At 61.9% G+C, this 16,620-nt stretch carries 17 protein-coding genes and 1 tRNA gene; 4 read left to right on the top strand and 14 right to left on the bottom strand.

What is annotated here, in order from left to right:
• Nucleotides 1–16 precede the first annotated feature (16 nt).
• From NKH83_RS00755 to rsfS, 4 genes are all read right to left on the bottom strand, one after another.
• Nucleotides 17–1,342: a S41 family peptidase gene (locus NKH83_RS00755; RefSeq protein ID WP_023719673.1), complete on the bottom strand. Its 1,326-nt coding sequence runs from the start codon at nucleotides 1,340–1,342 to the stop codon at nucleotides 17–19.
• A complete protein-coding gene (locus NKH83_RS00750) occupies nucleotides 1,343–2,686 on the bottom strand; it encodes a murein hydrolase activator EnvC family protein (RefSeq protein WP_352801618.1) in 1,344 nt (447 codons plus the stop codon).
• A 150-nt stretch (nucleotides 2,687–2,836) separates the two neighbouring features.
• The gene (rlmH, locus tag NKH83_RS00745; RefSeq protein ID WP_352648963.1) at nucleotides 2,837–3,319 is read right to left on the bottom strand and encodes a 23S rRNA (pseudouridine(1915)-N(3))-methyltransferase RlmH; all 483 of its coding nucleotides are present in this window, start codon (nucleotides 3,317–3,319) and stop codon (nucleotides 2,837–2,839) included.
• Nucleotides 3,320–3,380: 61 nt separating this feature from the next.
• Nucleotides 3,381–3,758, bottom strand: a complete 378-nt coding sequence (gene rsfS / locus NKH83_RS00740) for a ribosome silencing factor (protein ID WP_352479604.1) — start codon at nucleotides 3,756–3,758, stop codon at nucleotides 3,381–3,383.
• Between the two features lie 239 nt (nucleotides 3,759–3,997).
• Here rsfS and NKH83_RS00735 point away from each other — a divergent pair, with 239 nt between their 5' ends.
• Nucleotides 3,998–4,855: a mechanosensitive ion channel family protein gene (locus tag NKH83_RS00735; RefSeq protein ID WP_352801615.1), complete on the top strand. Its 858-nt coding sequence runs from the start codon at nucleotides 3,998–4,000 to the stop codon at nucleotides 4,853–4,855.
• A 26-nt stretch (nucleotides 4,856–4,881) separates the two neighbouring features.
• On the opposite strand, the gene NKH83_RS00730 is transcribed toward NKH83_RS00735, so the two are convergent.
• The 3 genes from NKH83_RS00730 to NKH83_RS00720 all read right to left on the bottom strand — a co-directional run bounded on the left by NKH83_RS00730 (nucleotide 4,882) and on the right by NKH83_RS00720 (nucleotide 8,249).
• Nucleotides 4,882–6,171 (bottom strand): MFS transporter, encoded by a 1,290-nt coding sequence (locus NKH83_RS00730; protein WP_352801613.1) that lies wholly within the window; start codon nucleotides 6,169–6,171, stop codon nucleotides 4,882–4,884.
• A gap of 74 nt (nucleotides 6,172–6,245) precedes the next feature.
• Entirely contained in the window at nucleotides 6,246–6,833 is a 588-nt protein-coding gene (locus tag NKH83_RS00725) for a nicotinate-nucleotide adenylyltransferase (RefSeq protein ID WP_352479636.1), read from the bottom strand.
• Nucleotides 6,834–6,968: 135 nt separating this feature from the next.
• Entirely contained in the window at nucleotides 6,969–8,249 is a 1,281-nt protein-coding gene (locus tag NKH83_RS00720; RefSeq protein WP_352801611.1) for a glutamate-5-semialdehyde dehydrogenase, read from the bottom strand.
• Between the two features lie 77 nt (nucleotides 8,250–8,326).
• Between NKH83_RS00720 and NKH83_RS00715 the strand changes: the two genes are divergently transcribed.
• Entirely contained in the window at nucleotides 8,327–8,812 is a 486-nt protein-coding gene (locus NKH83_RS00715) for a hypothetical protein (protein WP_352648958.1), read from the top strand.
• A 7-nt stretch (nucleotides 8,813–8,819) separates the two neighbouring features.
• On the opposite strand, the gene proB is transcribed toward NKH83_RS00715, so the two are convergent.
• On the bottom strand, nucleotides 8,820–9,965 hold the full coding sequence (gene proB, locus NKH83_RS00710) for a glutamate 5-kinase (protein ID WP_352648956.1): 1,146 nt from the start codon (nucleotides 9,963–9,965) through the stop codon (nucleotides 8,820–8,822).
• A gap of 2 nt (nucleotides 9,966–9,967) precedes the next feature.
• A complete protein-coding gene (gene obgE / locus NKH83_RS00705) occupies nucleotides 9,968–10,999 on the bottom strand; it encodes a GTPase ObgE (RefSeq protein ID WP_254820472.1) in 1,032 nt (343 codons plus the stop codon).
• A gap of 169 nt (nucleotides 11,000–11,168) precedes the next feature.
• On the opposite strand from obgE, the gene NKH83_RS00700 reads away from it, so the two are divergent.
• Nucleotides 11,169–12,038 (top strand): endonuclease/exonuclease/phosphatase family protein, encoded by an 870-nt coding sequence (locus NKH83_RS00700; protein ID WP_352801608.1) that lies wholly within the window; start codon nucleotides 11,169–11,171, stop codon nucleotides 12,036–12,038.
• Between the two features lie 172 nt (nucleotides 12,039–12,210).
• Here the strand turns inward: NKH83_RS00700 and NKH83_RS00695 are convergent, their stop codons facing one another.
• The 3 genes from NKH83_RS00695 to NKH83_RS00685 form a co-directional block, all read right to left on the bottom strand.
• The gene (locus NKH83_RS00695; protein WP_254820471.1) at nucleotides 12,211–12,798 is read right to left on the bottom strand and encodes a GNAT family N-acetyltransferase; all 588 of its coding nucleotides are present in this window, start codon (nucleotides 12,796–12,798) and stop codon (nucleotides 12,211–12,213) included.
• 115 nt (nucleotides 12,799–12,913) lie between these two features.
• On the bottom strand, nucleotides 12,914–13,183 hold the full coding sequence (gene rpmA / locus NKH83_RS00690; protein ID WP_023678077.1) for a 50S ribosomal protein L27: 270 nt from the start codon (nucleotides 13,181–13,183) through the stop codon (nucleotides 12,914–12,916).
• A gap of 98 nt (nucleotides 13,184–13,281) precedes the next feature.
• Entirely contained in the window at nucleotides 13,282–13,935 is a 654-nt protein-coding gene (locus tag NKH83_RS00685; RefSeq protein WP_352801606.1) for a 50S ribosomal protein L21, read from the bottom strand.
• A 338-nt stretch (nucleotides 13,936–14,273) separates the two neighbouring features.
• On the opposite strand from NKH83_RS00685, the gene NKH83_RS00680 reads away from it, so the two are divergent.
• Nucleotides 14,274–14,363, top strand: a tRNA-Ser gene (locus NKH83_RS00680).
• A gap of 8 nt (nucleotides 14,364–14,371) precedes the next feature.
• Here the strand turns inward: NKH83_RS00680 and NKH83_RS00675 are convergent.
• Complete coding sequence (locus NKH83_RS00675; RefSeq protein ID WP_352801604.1) at nucleotides 14,372–15,124, bottom strand: hypothetical protein; 753 nt, start codon at nucleotides 15,122–15,124, stop codon at nucleotides 14,372–14,374.
• Nucleotides 15,124–16,392 (bottom strand): hypothetical protein, encoded by a 1,269-nt coding sequence (locus NKH83_RS00670; RefSeq protein WP_352801603.1) that lies wholly within the window; start codon nucleotides 16,390–16,392, stop codon nucleotides 15,124–15,126. Before NKH83_RS00670 ends, NKH83_RS00675 begins: the two co-directional genes overlap by 1 nt.
• Nucleotides 16,393–16,620 lie beyond the last annotated feature (228 nt).

Below are 16,620 nucleotides of genomic sequence, written 5' to 3'. Positions count from 1 at the left end.
CCCGGCTTGCCCGCCCTTACTGGTTCAATACGGCCTTTTGCGGATTCGGCGGGAACGCCGGATCGGTCTTCTGGCCGCGCAGCAGCTGCTCGGCATAGATGAGCTGCAAATCGTCCTTCGGCTCCGGCGGCACATAGGCTGCCGAACCCGAACCGGTCGTGCCTTCGTCGGCGCCCTTGATATGGCCCTTGAGGTCGGATTCGCCGCGCGTCAGATCCCTGCCCTGCAGTTCCGCCGGCAGCGGCTGGTCGACCTTGATATCGGGCGTGATGCCCTTGCCCTGGATCGACTTGCCGGACGGCGTGTAATAGAGCGCCGTCGTCAGCCGCAGCGCCCCGTTTTCGCCAAGCGGGATGATGGTCTGCACCGAACCCTTGCCGAAAGACTGCGTGCCGACCACCGTGGCGCGGCGCAGATCCTGCAGTGCGCCGGCGACGATTTCCGAGGCACTGGCCGAGCCGCCATTGACGAGCACGATCAGCGGCTTGCCGCCGATGTCGTCGCCGGCCCGCGCGTCGAAGCGGGTGACGTCCTTCGGATCGCGGCCGCGCGTCGAGACGATCTCGCCACGGTCGAGGAAGGCATCCGACACGCTCACCGCCTGGTCGAGCAAACCGCCCGGATTGAGGCGCAGGTCGAGCACGTAGCCCTTGAGCTTGTCGTTCGGCACCTGCTTCTTGATGGTGTCGATGGCATTCTCGAGGTCGTCATAGGTCTTTTCGGTAAAGGAGGTGATTTTCATGTAGCCGATGTCGTTTTCGACCCGGAACTTGACCGCCTTGACCTTGATGATGTCGCGCACGACGGTCAGTTCGATCGGCTTGTCGGCGCCCTGGCGCAGGATGGTGAGCTTGATCGGCGTGTTGACCAGCCCGCGCATCTTCTCGACGGCGTCGTTGAGCGTCAGGCCGCGAACCTCCTCGCCGTCGATCTTGGCGATATAGTCGCCGGCGAGCACACCAGCCTTGGCGGCCGGAGTATCGTCGATCGGCGTGATCACCTTGACCAGGTCGTTCTCCATGGTGACCTCGATGCCGAGGCCGCCGAACTCGCCCTTGGTTTGAACGCGCATGTCCTGCGCTTCTTCGGCGTTCATGTATGAGGAGTGCGGGTCGAGCGACGACAGCATGCCGTTGATGGCATTTTCAACCAGCGACTTGTCGTCGGGCGGCGTCACATAATTCGCCCGCACCCGTTCGAAGATATCGCCGAAGATCGCCAGTTGCTTATAGGTCTCGGAGCCCGCAGCCTTCGCCGTCGAGCCGGGCGCGCCATAGACCAGGCTCATCGCCGATGCACCCATCAGCGCACCGGCAAACAGAAGCGACAGTTTCCGCATCATTCACGTCCTTCCAGAAAAACGGTCCGCCCACCATGGGGCCGGATCGACGGGTTTTCCATCCTTGCGGAACTCGACATAGAGCTCCGGCGTGGCATTTCCATTCTTCGATGCCGAGGTGCTCGCCACCCGGGCCTCTCCCATCGCGCCGACCGGCTCACCTGCGAGCACCGACTGGCCAGACGCGACGCTGATTCTGCTCATCCCCGCCAGGACGACATGATAGCCGTCACCCGCATTCAGGATCAAGAGTTGACCGTAAGAGCGGAAAGGCCCCGCATAAAGCACATTTCCATCCGCCGGTGCTGTGACGATGGCTCCCGATTGTGTCGCAACCATGTCACCGAGCATCACCGCGCCGTTACCGTCGTTGGCGCCGAAGCGCCGCTTGATCCTGCCGGTGACCGGCAGCGCGATCTGCCCTTGCAGCGCGGAAAACGGCGCGGCAGCGGTGAGCCTGTTGCTCTCCGGCACCGGCAGCGAGGCCAATTCCGCCGACGCCGCAGCCGATGCCGGGCCCTTGTCGGCGTCGGCCGTCTTTTGCTCGGCTGCCTTGGCCGCATCCGCCGCCTTGCGGGCTCTGTCGGCCTCGAGCGAGGCGATCAGTTCTTTCAGGCTGCCGGCCTTGGCCGCCAACGTCGCGGACCGCTGCTTTTCGGCGGCCAGCGCGGTTTGCGTATCGGCGGCGAGCTTCTGCTTGGCTTCGAGCAGCATGCCGAGCCGCTTTTTTTCCGCCGCCTGCTCGCCGATCGCTGCCGTCAGCCGCGCCCGCTCGGCCTCGATCGAGGCCGTCACCCGCGACTGCTCCTTGAGGTCGGCCAGCAACATGTCGGTCTGCTGCCGCAGTTCCGGCACCACGGCACCGAGCAGGATGGCGCTGCGCACCGACGACAATGCGTCCTCCGGCTTGACCAGGATCGCCGGCGGCGGATTGAGTCCCATGCGCTGCAGCGCGCCGAGCACTTCGGCCAGAACGTCGCGTCTGGCGGCCAGTGAGGCGCGGATCTTCTGTTCCTGCGCCTTTAGCCCTTCGAGCTTGCCGCCAATGTCCTCGATGTCCTGGCCGAGCTTCTGCTCGGTCATCGCCGACTGGATCAGCGCCGCGGTGATCGAGGCGTGGTCCTTCTTGACCGCCGCGATGTCGGCGGCGAGCTTGGCCAGCCGCTCGGACGACAGCGTGATCTCTTTCGATACTTTTTCGTATTCGGCGCGGCTCTGGTCCGGGTCGGGCGCCAGGTCGAGCGTGTTCTCGGCCCGCGCGACGCCGAGCGAAAGCGCGATCGCCGCCACGGCGATGCCGTAGCGCACGCGCCAGGAGCCCGTTCGTGATTTCCAGTCCTCAGACATTGAAGCCTAACTCTATGCGCGGCTTCGTTAACGAACCATCAACCATGTTCGAGCCCCGCCGCGATCCGCAAACCCCATGAGCCCAAACTCTTGATGAGCATTGGGGCAAAAATCCGGGCGGCTGGCATCAATTCGCCGACCGAGCCGACTTCATGAACGATGGTAAGGGTGACCGGAAAGGATCGTTGCCGCCCGGTAAAGCTGCTCGCCCAGCATTACCCGGACCAGCTGATGCGGCCAGGTCAGCGCGCCGAGCGACACCGTCAGATCAGCCAGGTCGCGCAGCGACTGGTCATGGCCGTCGGCGCCGCCAATGGCGATCACCAGCGCCTTGCGCCCGCCATCGCGCAGCGAGCCTATGCGGCCGGCGAAATCCTCGGAGGAAAGGTTCTTGCCGCGCTCGTCCAGCAGCACCAGCGCCGTGCCCGGTTGCAAGTGCGTCTGCAGCTTCTGGCCTTCCTCGCGCCGGCGCTCATTGGCCGTCTGCGCGCGGCCTTCGGCAATCTCGATGATCCCGGCGAATTCGAGGCCTACGGCAGGACCGCTCTTGGCAAAACGCTCGAAATAGCGATCGGCCAACTGCTTCTCGGGGCCGGCTTTCATTCGGCCCACGGCATGAACGGTAATCTTCATCCCTGCCTCGAAGAGCCGCTGATGCATGTCTGACAACGACATGCATCAAGACGAGTACGGCTCAGTGGAGGGTCTCCTCCTCGAGATCGGGCGCCTGCCACATCTTTTCGAGATTGTAGAAGTCGCGGACCTCGGGACGGAAGACATGGACGATGATGTCGCCCGAATCGATCAGGACCCAGTCGGCGCCAGCCAGCCCCTCGACGCGCGCCGTGCCAAGCCCGGCATCCTTGAGCGCCTTGAGGAGGTGATCGGCGACAGCCGAGACATGACGGTGCGATCGGCCCGATGCGACGACCATGTAGTCGCCGAGGCTCGATTTTCCCTGAATGTCGATTGAGACGATGTTTTCGGCCTTGGAGTCTTCCAGACTGTCAAGGACTGTCTTGATGGCGCGGGACACGGCGTCGTTTACGCTGATCCCGGCCGGCGAAGGCACGATGTCGGCCTTCTTCCGAAGTGCTGTTCTCAGTGTATTTCCTTTCGCAGCAAGAACAACCAAATCACCTTCAAAATCAGGTGACACTGCTTAGATAGGCAGAGTTAGGTTGCAGTTTCAAGACACCGCTCGCAAGCAGGCGCCCGGCAGCGGCCGAATATGCGGCTTTCCGAGCGAGAAAATCGGAACCGCCTCGCCCCGCAGCGGTTATCGGCTCATCCACGAACCGGAATCCCGACATGCCGATCGATCCCCAGAACGCTCTCCTCACCGTGCAATCCGGCCTGGCGCAACTCAGCACGCTGATCGTCTCCTACTCGCTTTCGGCGGTCGGCGCCGTCATCCTGCTGGTCATCGGCTACATCGTCGCCGGCCTCGCCGAGCGTTCGATCTATGCCGGCCTCGGCCATATCCATGGCTTCGACGAAACGCTCCGCCATTTCTTCTCGCAGGTCGTCCGCTACGCCATCCTCGGGCTGGTCGTGATCATGGTTCTCGGCCAGTTCGGCGTGCAGACCGCTTCGATCATTGCCGCCATCGGTGCCGCCGGCCTGGCCATCGGCCTGGCCCTGCAAGGCACGCTGCAGAACATTGCCGCCGGCATCATGCTGCTGGCGCTGCGGCCGTTCCGCATCGGCGAATATGTCGAGGTCGGCGCAATATCCGGCACCGTCGAGGAGATCGGGCTGTTCGCTACAACGCTGAGGACGGTCGAAGGCGTCTACGTGCTTGCACCCAACTCGACCCTGTGGAACCAGCCGGTCCGCAACTTCACCCGCAACGGTGTGCGTCGCGGCGACATCACGCTCGGCATCGGCTCGTGGAACGACATCGATTTCGCGCAAAAGACCATGCTTGGCGTTGCCGCCGCCGACCGGCGTGTCAGGCGGCAGCCTGCGCCGATCGCCTTTGTCGCGACCATCGGCGACAGCACCGTCGCCATCACCTTGCGCTACTGGACGGCGGCTGCCGACTTCTTCGCCACCCAGATCGACCTCACCAAGAGCGTCAAGCAGGCGTTCGATGCCGAGGGCCTTTCGGTCCCGGCACCGGCACCGAAAGCGCCGCAGGCGGATGCCTCAGCCACACGGCAATAGAGCATTTGAAGCCAGCTGGAGAGTGTTCAAATTTCTTCGCGCCCGCGTTGACCTTCGGGCGCGAAGGCGAGATCGACGGGCAACGGCGCCTGCGCCGTCATCGGCGCGAAACTGCCGGTCTCGGTGGCGGGCACGGGCCGCACCATGACGACTCGCCAAAGAACGAACAGGCAGTAAGCGGCGGCAATGACGATTGCCACATAGATGAAGGCCTGCGTGCCGTATACGGCGGAAAGCCCGGTCACGATGCCGGGCACGACGAAGCCGGAGAGCGACCAGGCGAACAAAAGCGAGCTCGACAGCGCCACCATGTCGTCCTTGCCGGCGCGATCGCCGGCATGGGCGCTGGCCAGAGAGTAGATCGATTCCGAGGCGCCGTCCCAGACCACGTAGATGACGAGCAGCGCCACCAGCGCGCCGCCGTCGAAACCGAGGGCAAACAGGCCCGCCGCGGCGGCAAGCGCCGACGCCGCGATCAGCACGAAGCGCCGGTCGGTGCGGTCGGAAATCCAGCCGAGCGGGATCTGCAGGATCAGCGTGCCGACCGGCATTGCCGAAAGCAGCAAGGCGACGTCGGCCTGGCTGTAGCCCTTGGCCGTGGCATGGATCGGCGCAAAGCCCGAGATCGTCATCGACAGGCCGCCGACGGCAAGCATGCCGGCAACGCCCACCGGCGAGATCCGCCAGGCGCGGCCGAGCGCCACGGACGCCGCTTGCGGCGCCGGTGGCTGCGCGAGCCGGGTCAGCCCGACGGGAAGGATCGACAGCGCGGTGAAGGCAATGCCGATCAGCGGCGCGTCGGCCGCGCGGATATCGATCAACGCCAGCGTCGAATAGCCGACGCCGAGTCCGGCAACATAGGCAACGTAGAAGATGGCCATGACCCGGCCACGGATGGCGTTGGCAACGACATCGTTCAGCCAGCTCTGCGCGACGATGAACAGGCCGCAAATGGCAAAGCCGTAGAGCGCCCGTGCAGCGATCCACGGCAAGGGATGCGGCCCGGCGCCGACCGCGGCGTTGGACAGCACGATGAGTGCCGACAGCACCATGAACACGCGGGCATGGCCGACACGCCGCACCAGCGGCCCGGTCAGGATGCAGCCGGCGAGGCCGCCAGCCGAAAGGCCGGTGACGATCAGCCCCGCCCAAGTCGGATCGAAGCCCGCGGCGCCGAGCCGGACTGGGATATAGGCGAACATGAGGCCATTGCCGACGGCGATCAGCGCCATCGACAAGAGGATACTGGCAATGGCGATCGACGGGGCCGGCTGCCCTAGACCGTTCTTGTCCTGGTCGCGCTCGAGAATCGTCATGACCGAGGATCGCCCATCAAGCTGGTCAAGGCAGCGGCAAAAGCGACATCAGCGGTCTTGCCTTCCGTGTCGGCTCAGCCCCTTGCTACCTTGCGGATCGCGCTCGACGACAGCGACGAACGAGGGCCGTGGATGAAGGTCCAGGCCGGCGCGTCCATGCGGGCGAGCCGCGGCGCGTCGCCCTCGTCTACGCGGGCATAGTCGAACGTCTTGGCGACCACAGACGACAGGAACGACAGTGTCGCGCCCGGCCGGTCGACCACCGCGATCGGGAACGTCATGACGATGCGGCGCCAGCGCTGCCAGCGGTGGAAGTCGCGAAGCGAGTCGGCCCCCATGATCCAGACGAAATCGACGCCGGGGTTACGCGCCTTGACCAGCGCCAGCGTATCGGCGGTGAAGCGGACGCGGTGGGCCGCCTCGAAGGCGGTGACCTTGATCTTCGGGTTCTTGGCGATCTTTTCGGATAGCTCCAGCCGCTTGGCCAGCGGTGCCAGGTCACCGGCATTCTTGAGCGGGTTGCCGGGCGTCACCATCCACCACAGCTGATCGAGCGCAAGGCGTCTGAGCGCGATCTCGGCGACCAGCGCATGGCCGGCGTGCGGCGGGTTGAACGAACCGCCGAACAGCCCGACCGCCACGCCTTTCCCGGCATGCGGCATCTTGAGGTAGCGCGGAGGGACGGGATGCTCGGAAGGGGATAGCATCGTGCTAAGCACCCCCCTTGCGGAGGAGATGTCCGGCAGGACAGAGGGGGGTGGCTGGGCGCAAACTTCAAGCCCTAGCGGCGAAAAAGGTCAAGGCCTCACCTGTCCCGACCCGCGTACGCGGTATTTGAACGACGTCAGTTGCTCGACGCCGACCGGCCCGCGCGCATGCATCTTGCCGGTGGCAATGCCGATTTCGGCGCCCATACCGAACTCACCGCCATCGGCAAACTGGGTCGAGGCGTTGTGCAGAAGGATCGCCGAATCGATCTCGCTGAAGAACCGTTCGACGGCCTTTGCATCCTCGGCGATGATCGCCTCGGTGTGATGCGATGAAAAATTCTCGATATGCTCGATCGCGCCGGCAACGCCGTCGACCAGCTTCACCGCAATGATGGCATCGAGATATTCGGTCACCCAGTCTGCATCGGTCGCGGGTTGGGCATCGGCATAAAGCTTCAGCACCTCGGCATCGGCATGGATCTCGCAGCCTGCCGCCTGTAGGGCCCCGAGGATCGGCACCAGGTGCGTGCCGGCGACGGCACGGTCGACCAGCAGCGTCTCGGCAGCACCGCACACCCCGGTGCGCCGCATCTTGGCATTGACCGCGATCTTGACCGCCATGTCGAGATCGGCCGATCCGTCGATATAGAGATGACAGATGCCCTCGAGATGCGCGAAGACCGGCACCCGTGCCTCGTTCTGCACACGCTCGACCAGCCTGCGGCCGCCGCGCGGGATGATGACCTCGAGATTGCCGGAAAGCCCTTTCAGCATTTCGCCGACGGCGGCGCGATCGGTGGTCGGCACCAACTGTATGGCATCCTCCGGCAGCCCGGCTGTCTTCAGCCCCTCGACCAGGCAGGCATGGATCGCGGCGGAAGAATTCGCCGAATCCGAGCCGCCGCGCAGGATCACCGGATTGCCCGCCTTGAGGCAGAGCGCGCCTGCATCGGCGGTCACGTTCGGCCGGCTCTCATAGATGACGCCGACGACGCCAAGCGGCGTGCGCACCCGTTCGATATGCAACCCGTTCGGCCGCTCCCAGGCGGCAATGACATTGCCGACCGGATCGCGCAACCCGGCGATTTCATTTATACCGTCTGCCATGGCGCGGATGCGGGCGGGATCGAGCTTCAGCCGATCCATGAAGGAGGCGGAAAGCCCGGATTCGTGACCATTCGAAACATCGATGGCGTTAGCATCGAGAATGTCCTGCTCACGGGCGATGATGGCGTCGGCCATGGCGAGGAGCGCGGCATTCTTGGCAGCAGTGTTCGCAATGGCCAGCGGTCGGGCGGCAGCGCGCGCCTTGCGGCCTATCCGTGTCATCAAACTGGCTACATCATCGCCTTGGTGTTTGTTCAGCATTTGACCGATCCAGTGAAGCTGGTGGATTTACACGCGGGCAGCCTTCGCGGCAATGGCCGCAAATTTGAGGAAGCAGAATGAAGACAGTTATCCTCGTTGCTCTCGGCGCGATGCTCATACCGACAAGCCTCCGTGCCGCGGACTACTGCGACGACAAATTTGAACCTGGGGAGAGCCCCGACGGCAAGGCCATGCTTATGGTAAGCTCGATGATGTCCCTCGCACTCGCTGAGCGCTATTGCGGCGCGCCACCGACACCGCTTTCCCAGATCAACGTCGTTGTTGAAGAGTTGCATGGATGTGGGCCGCGCGCTCGGCTTGAGGCGGAATTCAAAAAAAGGATGGAAGAGGAAAAAGGGGCAGAAGCAATGACGACTGACGCGCTCATCCGCGATCTCGTCGTCGAAGACGACAAGGATGTTCCCCAAGCCGAAGTGGATCGACGTGCCAAGGCTGGCATCGAAGCGGAGTTGGGAGGTTGCAGCGAACTTCTGAAGATATACCAGGACTTTCAGGATCGATATCGCAACCCACCCAAATGGCCGCATGAGCCTGACCAGTAGCGCGCCGTCAATGGCGGGCTGCATCTCCGTCGGCCGCGCCGCTCACCACGAGGTCGTCGCGGTGGATCATCGCCGAACGCGCCTCGTAGCCGAGCACGGTTTCGATCTCGGTCGTCTTCAGGCCAGCGATCCTTACGGCATCGGCGGCATCATAGGCAACCAGCCCGCGCGCTATCTCGCGGCCCTCGGGCGACAGGATCGCCACCGTATCGCCACGCGCAAAATTGCCGCTGACCAATTTGACGCCGGCCGGCAGCAGCGACTTGCCGGAGAGCAGCGCGCCGATGGCGCCGGCATCGACGGTCAGCCGTCCTGCAGGTTCGAGCTGCCCGGCGATCCAGGTCTTGTAACCCTTGACCGGATTGGCGCTCGGCCGGAAGAAGGTGGCGCGCTCGCCGCGCTCGATTGCCAGCAGCGGCGACAGCCGCGTGCCCGATGTGATGATCATGGCGGCGCCGGCGGCGGTGGCGATCTTGCCCGCGTCGAGCTTGGTGCGCATGCCGCCGCGCGACAATTCCGAAGCGGCAGCACCCGCCATTGCCTCGATGTCGGGAGTGATGCGGTCGACGACGGGAATGAACCGAGCTTGCGGGTCACGCGCAGGCGGTGCCGTGTAGAGCCCGTCAATGTCGGAAAGCAGCACCAAAAGGTCGGCGCCCATCATAGTGGCGACGCGCGCCGCCAGCCGGTCGTTGTCGCCATAGCGGATTTCCGATGTCGCCACCGTGTCGTTCTCGTTGATGACCGGCACTGCCGTCATCTTGAGCAGCGTCGAAATCGTCGCCCGCGCGTTGAGGTAGCGGCGGCGCTCTTCGGTGTCGCCGAGCGTCAGCAGGATCTGGCCCGATTTCAAGCCATTCTTGCCGAGCGCATCCGACCAGGCGCCGGCCAAGGCGATCTGGCCGACAGCAGCAGCGGCCTGGCTCTCCTCGAGCTTCAGCGCTCGCTTGCCGAGGCCGAGGATGGTGCGGCCGAGCGCAATCGCCCCGGAAGACACGACGAGAATTTCGGCGCCGCCATTGGCCAGCACGGCGATGTCGTCGGCAAGCGAGGCCAGCCAGTCGCGCTTCAGGCCCGTCGTGCGGTCGACAAGCAGCGCCGAGCCGATCTTGACGGCAATGCGCCGATAATTTTTCAGCGATTGCGCGGCCATGGCTATGTGTTCCAGCGCGTCTCGACCGGCGCAGCGACAGCTTCGCGGGCCTCCGCCACCACAGCCATCAGCGCGCGCAACACCGCCTCGACGCCTTCGCCGGTGACAGCAGAAAGCAGCATCGGCGCGCGGCCGGCGGCACGTTTCAGCGAGGCGGTCTTTTTCTTGCGTGCGTCGGCATCGAGTATGTCGACCTGGGAAAGCGCGACGATTTCGATCTTGTCGGTCAGCCCGTTGCCGTAGGCGTCGAGTTCGGCGCGCACGGTCTTGTAGGCCTGGGCCGGATTTTCTTCCTGTGCCGAGACAAGATGCAGAAGGACGCGCGTGCGTTCGACATGGCCCAGGAAGCGGTCGCCGATGCCGACCCCTTCATGCGCGCCTTCGATCAGGCCGGGAATGTCGGCGATGACGAATTCGCGCCCGTCGATGCGGGCCACGCCAAGGCCCGGATGCAGGGTGGTGAAGGGATAGTCGGCGATCTTCGGCTTGGCCGCGGTGACCGCCGCCAGGAAGGTCGACTTGCCGGCGTTGGGCAGCCCGACAAGGCCGGCATCGGCGATCAGCTTCAGCCTGAGCCAGATGTTGAGCTCTTCGCCTGGCAGTCCGGGATTGGCGCGGCGCGGCGCCTGGTTGGTCGAGGTCTTGAAGTGCTGGTTGCCGAAACCGCCATTGCCGCCCTTGGCCAACAGAAAGCGCTGGCCGACGACCGTCAGATCACAGATCAGCGTCTCATTGTCCTCGGCAAAGACCTGTGTTCCGGCCGGCACTTTCAGCGTTACGTCGGCCCCCTTGGCGCCGGTCATGTTGCGGCCCATACCGTGCGTCCCGGTCTTGGCTTTGAAATGCTGCTGATAGCGATAGTCGATCAGCGTGTTTAGTCCGTCGACCGCCTCCACCCAGACATCGCCGCCGCGGCCACCGTCGCCACCGTCCGGACCGCCGAACTCGATAAACTTTTCGCGCCGGAACGACACCGAACCGGCGCCGCCGTCGCCGGAGCGGATGTAGACCTTGGCTTGATCGAGAAATTTCATCGGATTGTATGGTTTCTGTTATTGGCTTTGCGGGATTGCTCTAAACCAAGGCGGGTCGAAGGGCGAGGGCCGTTTTTACTGCTGTAACGTCGCGTATCTCTGGACGCGTAGCCTTTGGTTGACCCTTGCCGAAAATCGATCTTCGGCTTTCCAAGCGCGAGATGTCGGAATGAAGCTGGTAACTTACAATATCCACTACGGCGTCGGTCTCGACGGCCGGTACGATGTCGGCCGTATCGCCGACGCCGTGCGCGGTGCCGACGTGATCGCGCTGCAGGAGGTCTCCCGCGCCAACCCGAAGAATGGCGGCCGCGACATGGTGGCTGAACTCGGCGAGGCGCTGCCCGACTATTTTGCCGTCTACGGCAGCAATTTCGAAGCCGACGCTGGCTCGCGCTTGGAGAACGGCCGCGCCATCACGACCACCTTCCAGCTCGGCAACATGGTGCTGTCGAGGACGCCGATCCATCTGTCGCGCAATCTCCTTTTGCCGCGCAGCCGCAGTTTCGAAGCAATGAACTTCCAGCGCGGCGCGCTGGAGGCGCTGATTGAAACGACGCTTGGTCCAATCCGCTTCTATTCCACCCATCTCGACCACCGCAGCCCGGTTGAACGCCTGAGCCAAATCCGCTTTCTGCGCGAACGCCTATTAAACTACCCGCTCGAGGGCGGCGGGCTCTCCGGCGTCGCCGAGATCGGCTTGCCGGACCTGCCTTGTCCTGAAGCCTTCGTCGTCATGGGCGACTTCAACATGCTCGCCGGATCGCCGGAGCACGTCGAACTCGCCGGCCAACCCGACCATGAATTCGGCATGCCGGTGACCGCCGACCTCGCCGTCGATGCCGCCGCGCGCCTCGGCGCTGCCGGCGCCGATCTCGTCACCTGGGTCGACCCCAAGCGGCCGGGCGATACCAGCCGCTACAAGCGCATCGACTACATCTTCACCAGCGCTTCGCTTGCCAAATCGCTGAGGCGCCTGTGGGTCGACCGGCAAGCGGCCGGTTCGGACCACTTGCCGGTCTGGGTCGAGATGGCGTGATGTCAACGTTGGTCCGCAATCTTTCGCGCCGATGTGTGTCGAGATTCAGGTCAGGCCGTGCCGAGAGTGGTGGCTTCCGAGAACCGGAGCGGAGCGTACTTAAAGTACGTGAGCACCGGAAGCGCAGGAAGCCGCCATTCGCAGGCTGGCATCACCTGAATATCGACATGCCTCAAAAATGCACCCAGTTCCGCAGGCTGGTCCAGGTTTTTCGATCGAGGCGATAGCGCTCGACCGGCACCTGGCCGGCAACGATCGAATTCAGCATGCCCTGGCCGGCATACTGGAAGCCGCATTTATGGATGACACGGCGCGAGGCCGGATTGATAACCCGCGTCGAGGCGTGCAGCACCTGGATCGTGGTTCTCTGGAAGGCAAGGTCGACCAGTGCGTGCGCTGCCTCCGTCGCGTAGCCGCGTTTCCAGTACGGCTCGCCGATCCAGTAGCCGAGCTCCAGCCCGCGATCCGTTGTGTTGAGTCCGGCACAGCCGACGAAGGTCTCGGTGCCGGCCAGCGTCAACGCATAGGCGATTCCAGCCCGGCGCGATGCCGTCATAGCCAGGAAAGCGCGTGCCTCCGCCTCGCCATAGGGATGCGGCATGCGAGCCAGCATTTCCGCGACATGGCGGTTGTCGGCGAGCGCCACCAATTGCTCGATGTCGCTTTCACGCGGGGCACGCATGACCAGCCGCTCGGTCGCGAGCACCGGGCAATCTATCGTGTAACTTTCGTCGTCTGAGTCTTCCGCTTCGGCAACCATGTCAGTCCTCCAGGCAAGAAAAAAGGGAGATGGAAACCCATCTCCCCTGATCCTTTTCCTGGCTTGGCCAGACACCGGTCCCGAGATGGGTGCCGGTGTTCTCGTGCGGAACCGGCTACTCCGCTGCCTTCGTCATCGGGTTCACCGATACGTAGGTTCGGCCATTGGCTTTTTTGTTGAAGGTGACTGCGCCAGCTTCGAGCGCAAACAGCGTGTGGTCCGTGCCAATGCCGACATTGGTGCCGGGATGCCACGTCGTGCCACGCTGACGAATGATGATGTTGCCCGGAATCACGGCTTCGCCGCCGAACTTCTTCACGCCGAGCCGCTTGGAATGGGAGTCGCGACCATTGCGCGACGATCCGCCAGCTTTCTTGTGTGCCATCTAACTACTCCGATGCGCCGTGAGACGCCTAAACGATCTTATGAACGCGTTCGCGTTCCGTTTCAAGTCCGATCCGGCGACGATTGCGCCGGGTCGTTCTACTTTTTCGCCAATCCCTTGGCCTGCTCGCGCCAGTCCTTGATCTGGTCGGCGCTGAACGGCATGTGCTCGTCGATCTTGGCGACATCCTTGTCGGACAGTTTGGCGATCTGTGCGAAGGTCGTGATGCCCTGTTCGTTGAGCTGGCCGGCTGCAACCGGGCCGATGCCCTTGATCACGGTCAGATCGTCCGGTTCGCCCTTCGGTGCCTTGAACAGCGGAGCGGCGGTTTCGGTTGCCTTGGCCTCGGTTTCCTTCGGCGCAGCCTCTGCGTTGGCTTCCTTCTTGGGAGCAGCCTTTACCTCAGTCTTGGCGGCGGCCTTCTTCACCGGCTTGGCGCCATCCAGCAGGATCTCGGCGATCCTGACGGTGGTCAAAAGCTGACGATGGCCGATCTTGCGGCGCGAATTCTGCCGGCGGCGCTTCTTGAAGGCGATGACCGTGCGGTTCTTGCCCTGTTCGACGACTTCGGCGGTGACCAAGGCGCCGTCGACGAACGGCGCACCGAACGTGACGTTCTCGCCCTCGCCATGCGCGAGCACCTGGCCGATCTCGACGATATCGCCGACATTGGCTTCGAGTTTTTCGATCTTCAGGAGATCGTTGGCGGCAACGCGATACTGCTTGCCGCCCGTTTTGATGACTGCGAACATTTTTTGCCTTTCGCTGTTCGGTCGGCCTTGATGAACCGCCTTAGGCGGTTCGGCCGTCTTTTTGTCAGTCTGCGGGTTCAAAAAACAAGCGGCGCGGAAGATCCCTCCACGCCGATTGCGCGCTGTCCCTAACCGAAGGTTCGGCTTGAGTCAAGGCAAGCGCCGCGGGCAAGCTGCAAACGGGTTGAGCCCAGTCCTTGCAAATATCGAGCAGCGGCTGCCGGAGGCTCGAAGGAAGCAGAGACAGAAGCCGCGGCGACGGGGCAGATTGGCCCTTGTAACCTGCCTGTCCAGCCGTTATCTAGTGCGCCGCGCCGGCAACGGCGGACCATGACCGCGGAGAGGTGGCAGAGTGGTCGAATGCACCGCACTCGAAATGCGGCATGGGTGCAAGCCCATCGGGGGTTCGAATCCCTCCCTCTCCGCCATTTGGGCCCTATTCGTACTGTTTGAGAAAGTCGCTCTTCAACTGATTGGAGAGGTCCGCCAAGCGCACTGCTGCCCTCGCCTCATCCACCTCGAAAGCTTTCCCGATCTCATCCAATGCACTTTTGAAAATGTCCTCCCTGAGTCTGCTGGATAGCCTAACGCCAAGGAGCGTTGGGAAAACGGTTTCGTAGCTTTGCCGCACTTTCTCTGCCGAAGGCGACAGCGCTATGAAGTGGAGTAGGAATTCGGGCCGCATCATAAAGCGACTCTTCTTCTCCACCACCTGAAGACCAGTGGCTCTTCTCACGGATGCATCTTGGGTCAACCACCAGGTCTTAAATCCGAAGGGATTCGAGTAGTTTCGCTCACCGCCCGCCTGACGACGAGCATATACCCGTAGAACGTGCATAGCGTCGTTCTCAGCTAGCCGCTCTTCTTTATCTCTAAGATTCTTCTTTTTTCTCTCTCCAAGTATACGCCTGGTCAAAGCCTTAAGCTCGTCTGGATCGACTCCGGACAACATCTCGCTGTCAGGTTCATAGATAAAGCCAAATCGCCGGATTAAATACTCTCGAATCTGTTCGCGCCCCTTCTCACTGTGAAGTGACTTAAATTCGCAAAAATTTCCAATATATGAACGCCATCCTGCAGGCGATCGAACACCGTCCTGAGGACTTTGCTTGGCATAGTAATACGAGCGGATGAGAATGCGGTCAATGTTTCTCGCTAAGTCCAAATCCACATATGGCTCAACCTCCATTAGTGATTCTGATACTCGGCACTAGTGGCCTTCAAATGCGTCCAAACCTCCTCGACGCAACGTTCCGTCAATATCAACTTCGAACCCGCCTCTCGCAGTATCTCTAACGTCCCAATCGTTGATTGGTCTTTCTTCTGAAGATAGTATTCGGAAAGTGATCTAACTATAATATCTGTTCCTACATATAAAACTAGGTCAGCGCTCATTCCTCTAAAATATTCAACTACTTTTGCATCGTTTCTGAGCAAGAACATGAGGATGTAAGTTCGACTCATTTTTCCAAGATAGACCCGCTCCTCCTCCGAGCTATCATATATTGTTAGGCGAAGAGCAGAAAAGGCCAACTCACCAACTCGGATTGCCTTGGCTCCGAAAAGACCTTGATCGTGAAGCGCCTTGCCTAAATTGTCGCTGATGGTTGGTGGCGTAAAATTATCTGGTTCATCGCCGTTGAGAAAATAGGCCATCTCCAGGCCTTGAGTTTCGTAAGCTATTTCAAGCGCCCTATGACATGCTCGTACGGCTTGCGAGACCAGCTCGGGTTCATCGTCAGATCTAAGCAAAGGCTCAATACGGGACCGGAAAACGTCCGAGACGCTCGTCCGCAAGTACTCATCTTCGGCATTCTCTTGCTCAACAATTTGCCGAGCTTCAAAGGGAAGGCAGTAATGACCCTCCTTGTTGTATGAGCGAATTTCACGCCCGCTTGTATTATCTTTTGCGGCCAACCTTTCTAGGCGACTATCGAGCACGCCCCGCATAACATCGACGGCTGTTGGCAACGCGCCCTCAATCTTTCTGAGGATGTCGTCACGTGTCATAAACGTACCCTTATCCGGGTCTGTCCCCTCTAAGGACCATAGAATCAGACTGTCGGTGACCCCCTCCAACATCTCCGTATTGCCGCGCCGCCGTTCAAGCTCTTGACCCAGAAAGACGCAAAGCGATCGGGACGCAACGCGTGGAACGTCACCAATCGTTTCTGCGGAGCCTATGTTTCTTAGGTACTCAAGATAGTGCGACAGATATGACCTGAACGCCTGTATAGTTTGGATGGAATCGTTGATATGTGCAGCTATGTATTTCGCATCGCGAATGCGAACTTGTATTCCGAATTCATCACCTAGAAGCTCTTCCTCAGCATCCACGCGTGGAACTACGACGCTGGTCATATATATTAAAGAGCTGATTTCCCTGCCAAACTCTTTTATCCGGCGGATTGTTCCTCGTATTTTTGCTCTTGTTTCTGGTGTGATCGAGGCCTGCATAAATCGACCGGGACGTTCTTCCGAAAAGAGCGACTCAACATCGAAACCTCCGCCCCTCCATCATGAGTGCCGCCGAGGGGGACAAAAGAACTCCCTTGCGTGGCGCTGTAGAACGCCTGCGCAAACTGTTCGAAATCATTTGGTTTCACATGCTCAAGCGCTAGCTCAACCGCCTTGAAATCAATTGTTTGCGTCGCCATTTCGTCCCCACCCCGGCAATATGCTCGC

This window comes from Mesorhizobium sp. M0909 (assembly GCF_040319515.1).
Taxonomy (GTDB): Bacteria; Pseudomonadota; Alphaproteobacteria; order Rhizobiales; family Rhizobiaceae; genus Mesorhizobium.
This window is presented reverse-complemented; position numbering and strand designations above follow the sequence as displayed.

Bases quoted from the DNA above. Each gene is read 5' to 3' on its own strand.
- obgE (WP_254820472.1), bottom strand. From the start codon at position 10,999: ATGAAATTTCTCGATCAAGCCAAGGTCTACATCCGCTCCGGCGACGGC.
- rpmA (WP_023678077.1), bottom strand. From the start codon at position 13,183: ATGGCACACAAGAAAGCTGGCGGATCGTCGCGCAATGGTCGCGACTCC.
- NKH83_RS00715 (WP_352648958.1), top strand. From the start codon at position 8,327: ATGAAGACAGTTATCCTCGTTGCTCTCGGCGCGATGCTCATACCGACA.
- NKH83_RS00730 (WP_352801613.1), bottom strand. From the start codon at position 6,171: ATGACGATTCTCGAGCGCGACCAGGACAAGAACGGTCTAGGGCAGCCG.
- NKH83_RS00750 (WP_352801618.1), bottom strand. From the start codon at position 2,686: ATGTCTGAGGACTGGAAATCACGAACGGGCTCCTGGCGCGTGCGCTAC.
- NKH83_RS00695 (WP_254820471.1), bottom strand. From the start codon at position 12,798: ATGGTTGCCGAAGCGGAAGACTCAGACGACGAAAGTTACACGATAGAT.
- NKH83_RS00720 (WP_352801611.1), bottom strand. From the start codon at position 8,249: ATGCTGAACAAACACCAAGGCGATGATGTAGCCAGTTTGATGACACGG.
- NKH83_RS00725 (WP_352479636.1), bottom strand. From the start codon at position 6,833: ATGCCGCATGCCGGGAAAGGCGTGGCGGTCGGGCTGTTCGGCGGTTCG.
- NKH83_RS00755 (WP_023719673.1), bottom strand. From the start codon at position 1,342: ATGATGCGGAAACTGTCGCTTCTGTTTGCCGGTGCGCTGATGGGTGCA.
- NKH83_RS00735 (WP_352801615.1), top strand. From the start codon at position 3,998: ATGCCGATCGATCCCCAGAACGCTCTCCTCACCGTGCAATCCGGCCTG.
- proB (WP_352648956.1), bottom strand. From the start codon at position 9,965: ATGGCCGCGCAATCGCTGAAAAATTATCGGCGCATTGCCGTCAAGATC.
- rlmH (WP_352648963.1), bottom strand. From the start codon at position 3,319: ATGAAGATTACCGTTCATGCCGTGGGCCGAATGAAAGCCGGCCCCGAG.
- NKH83_RS00685 (WP_352801606.1), bottom strand. From the start codon at position 13,935: ATGTTCGCAGTCATCAAAACGGGCGGCAAGCAGTATCGCGTTGCCGCC.
- NKH83_RS00675 (WP_352801604.1), bottom strand. From the start codon at position 15,124: ATGGAGGTTGAGCCATATGTGGATTTGGACTTAGCGAGAAACATTGAC.
- NKH83_RS00670 (WP_352801603.1), bottom strand. From the start codon at position 16,392: ATGCAGGCCTCGATCACACCAGAAACAAGAGCAAAAATACGAGGAACA.
- NKH83_RS00700 (WP_352801608.1), top strand. From the start codon at position 11,169: ATGAAGCTGGTAACTTACAATATCCACTACGGCGTCGGTCTCGACGGC.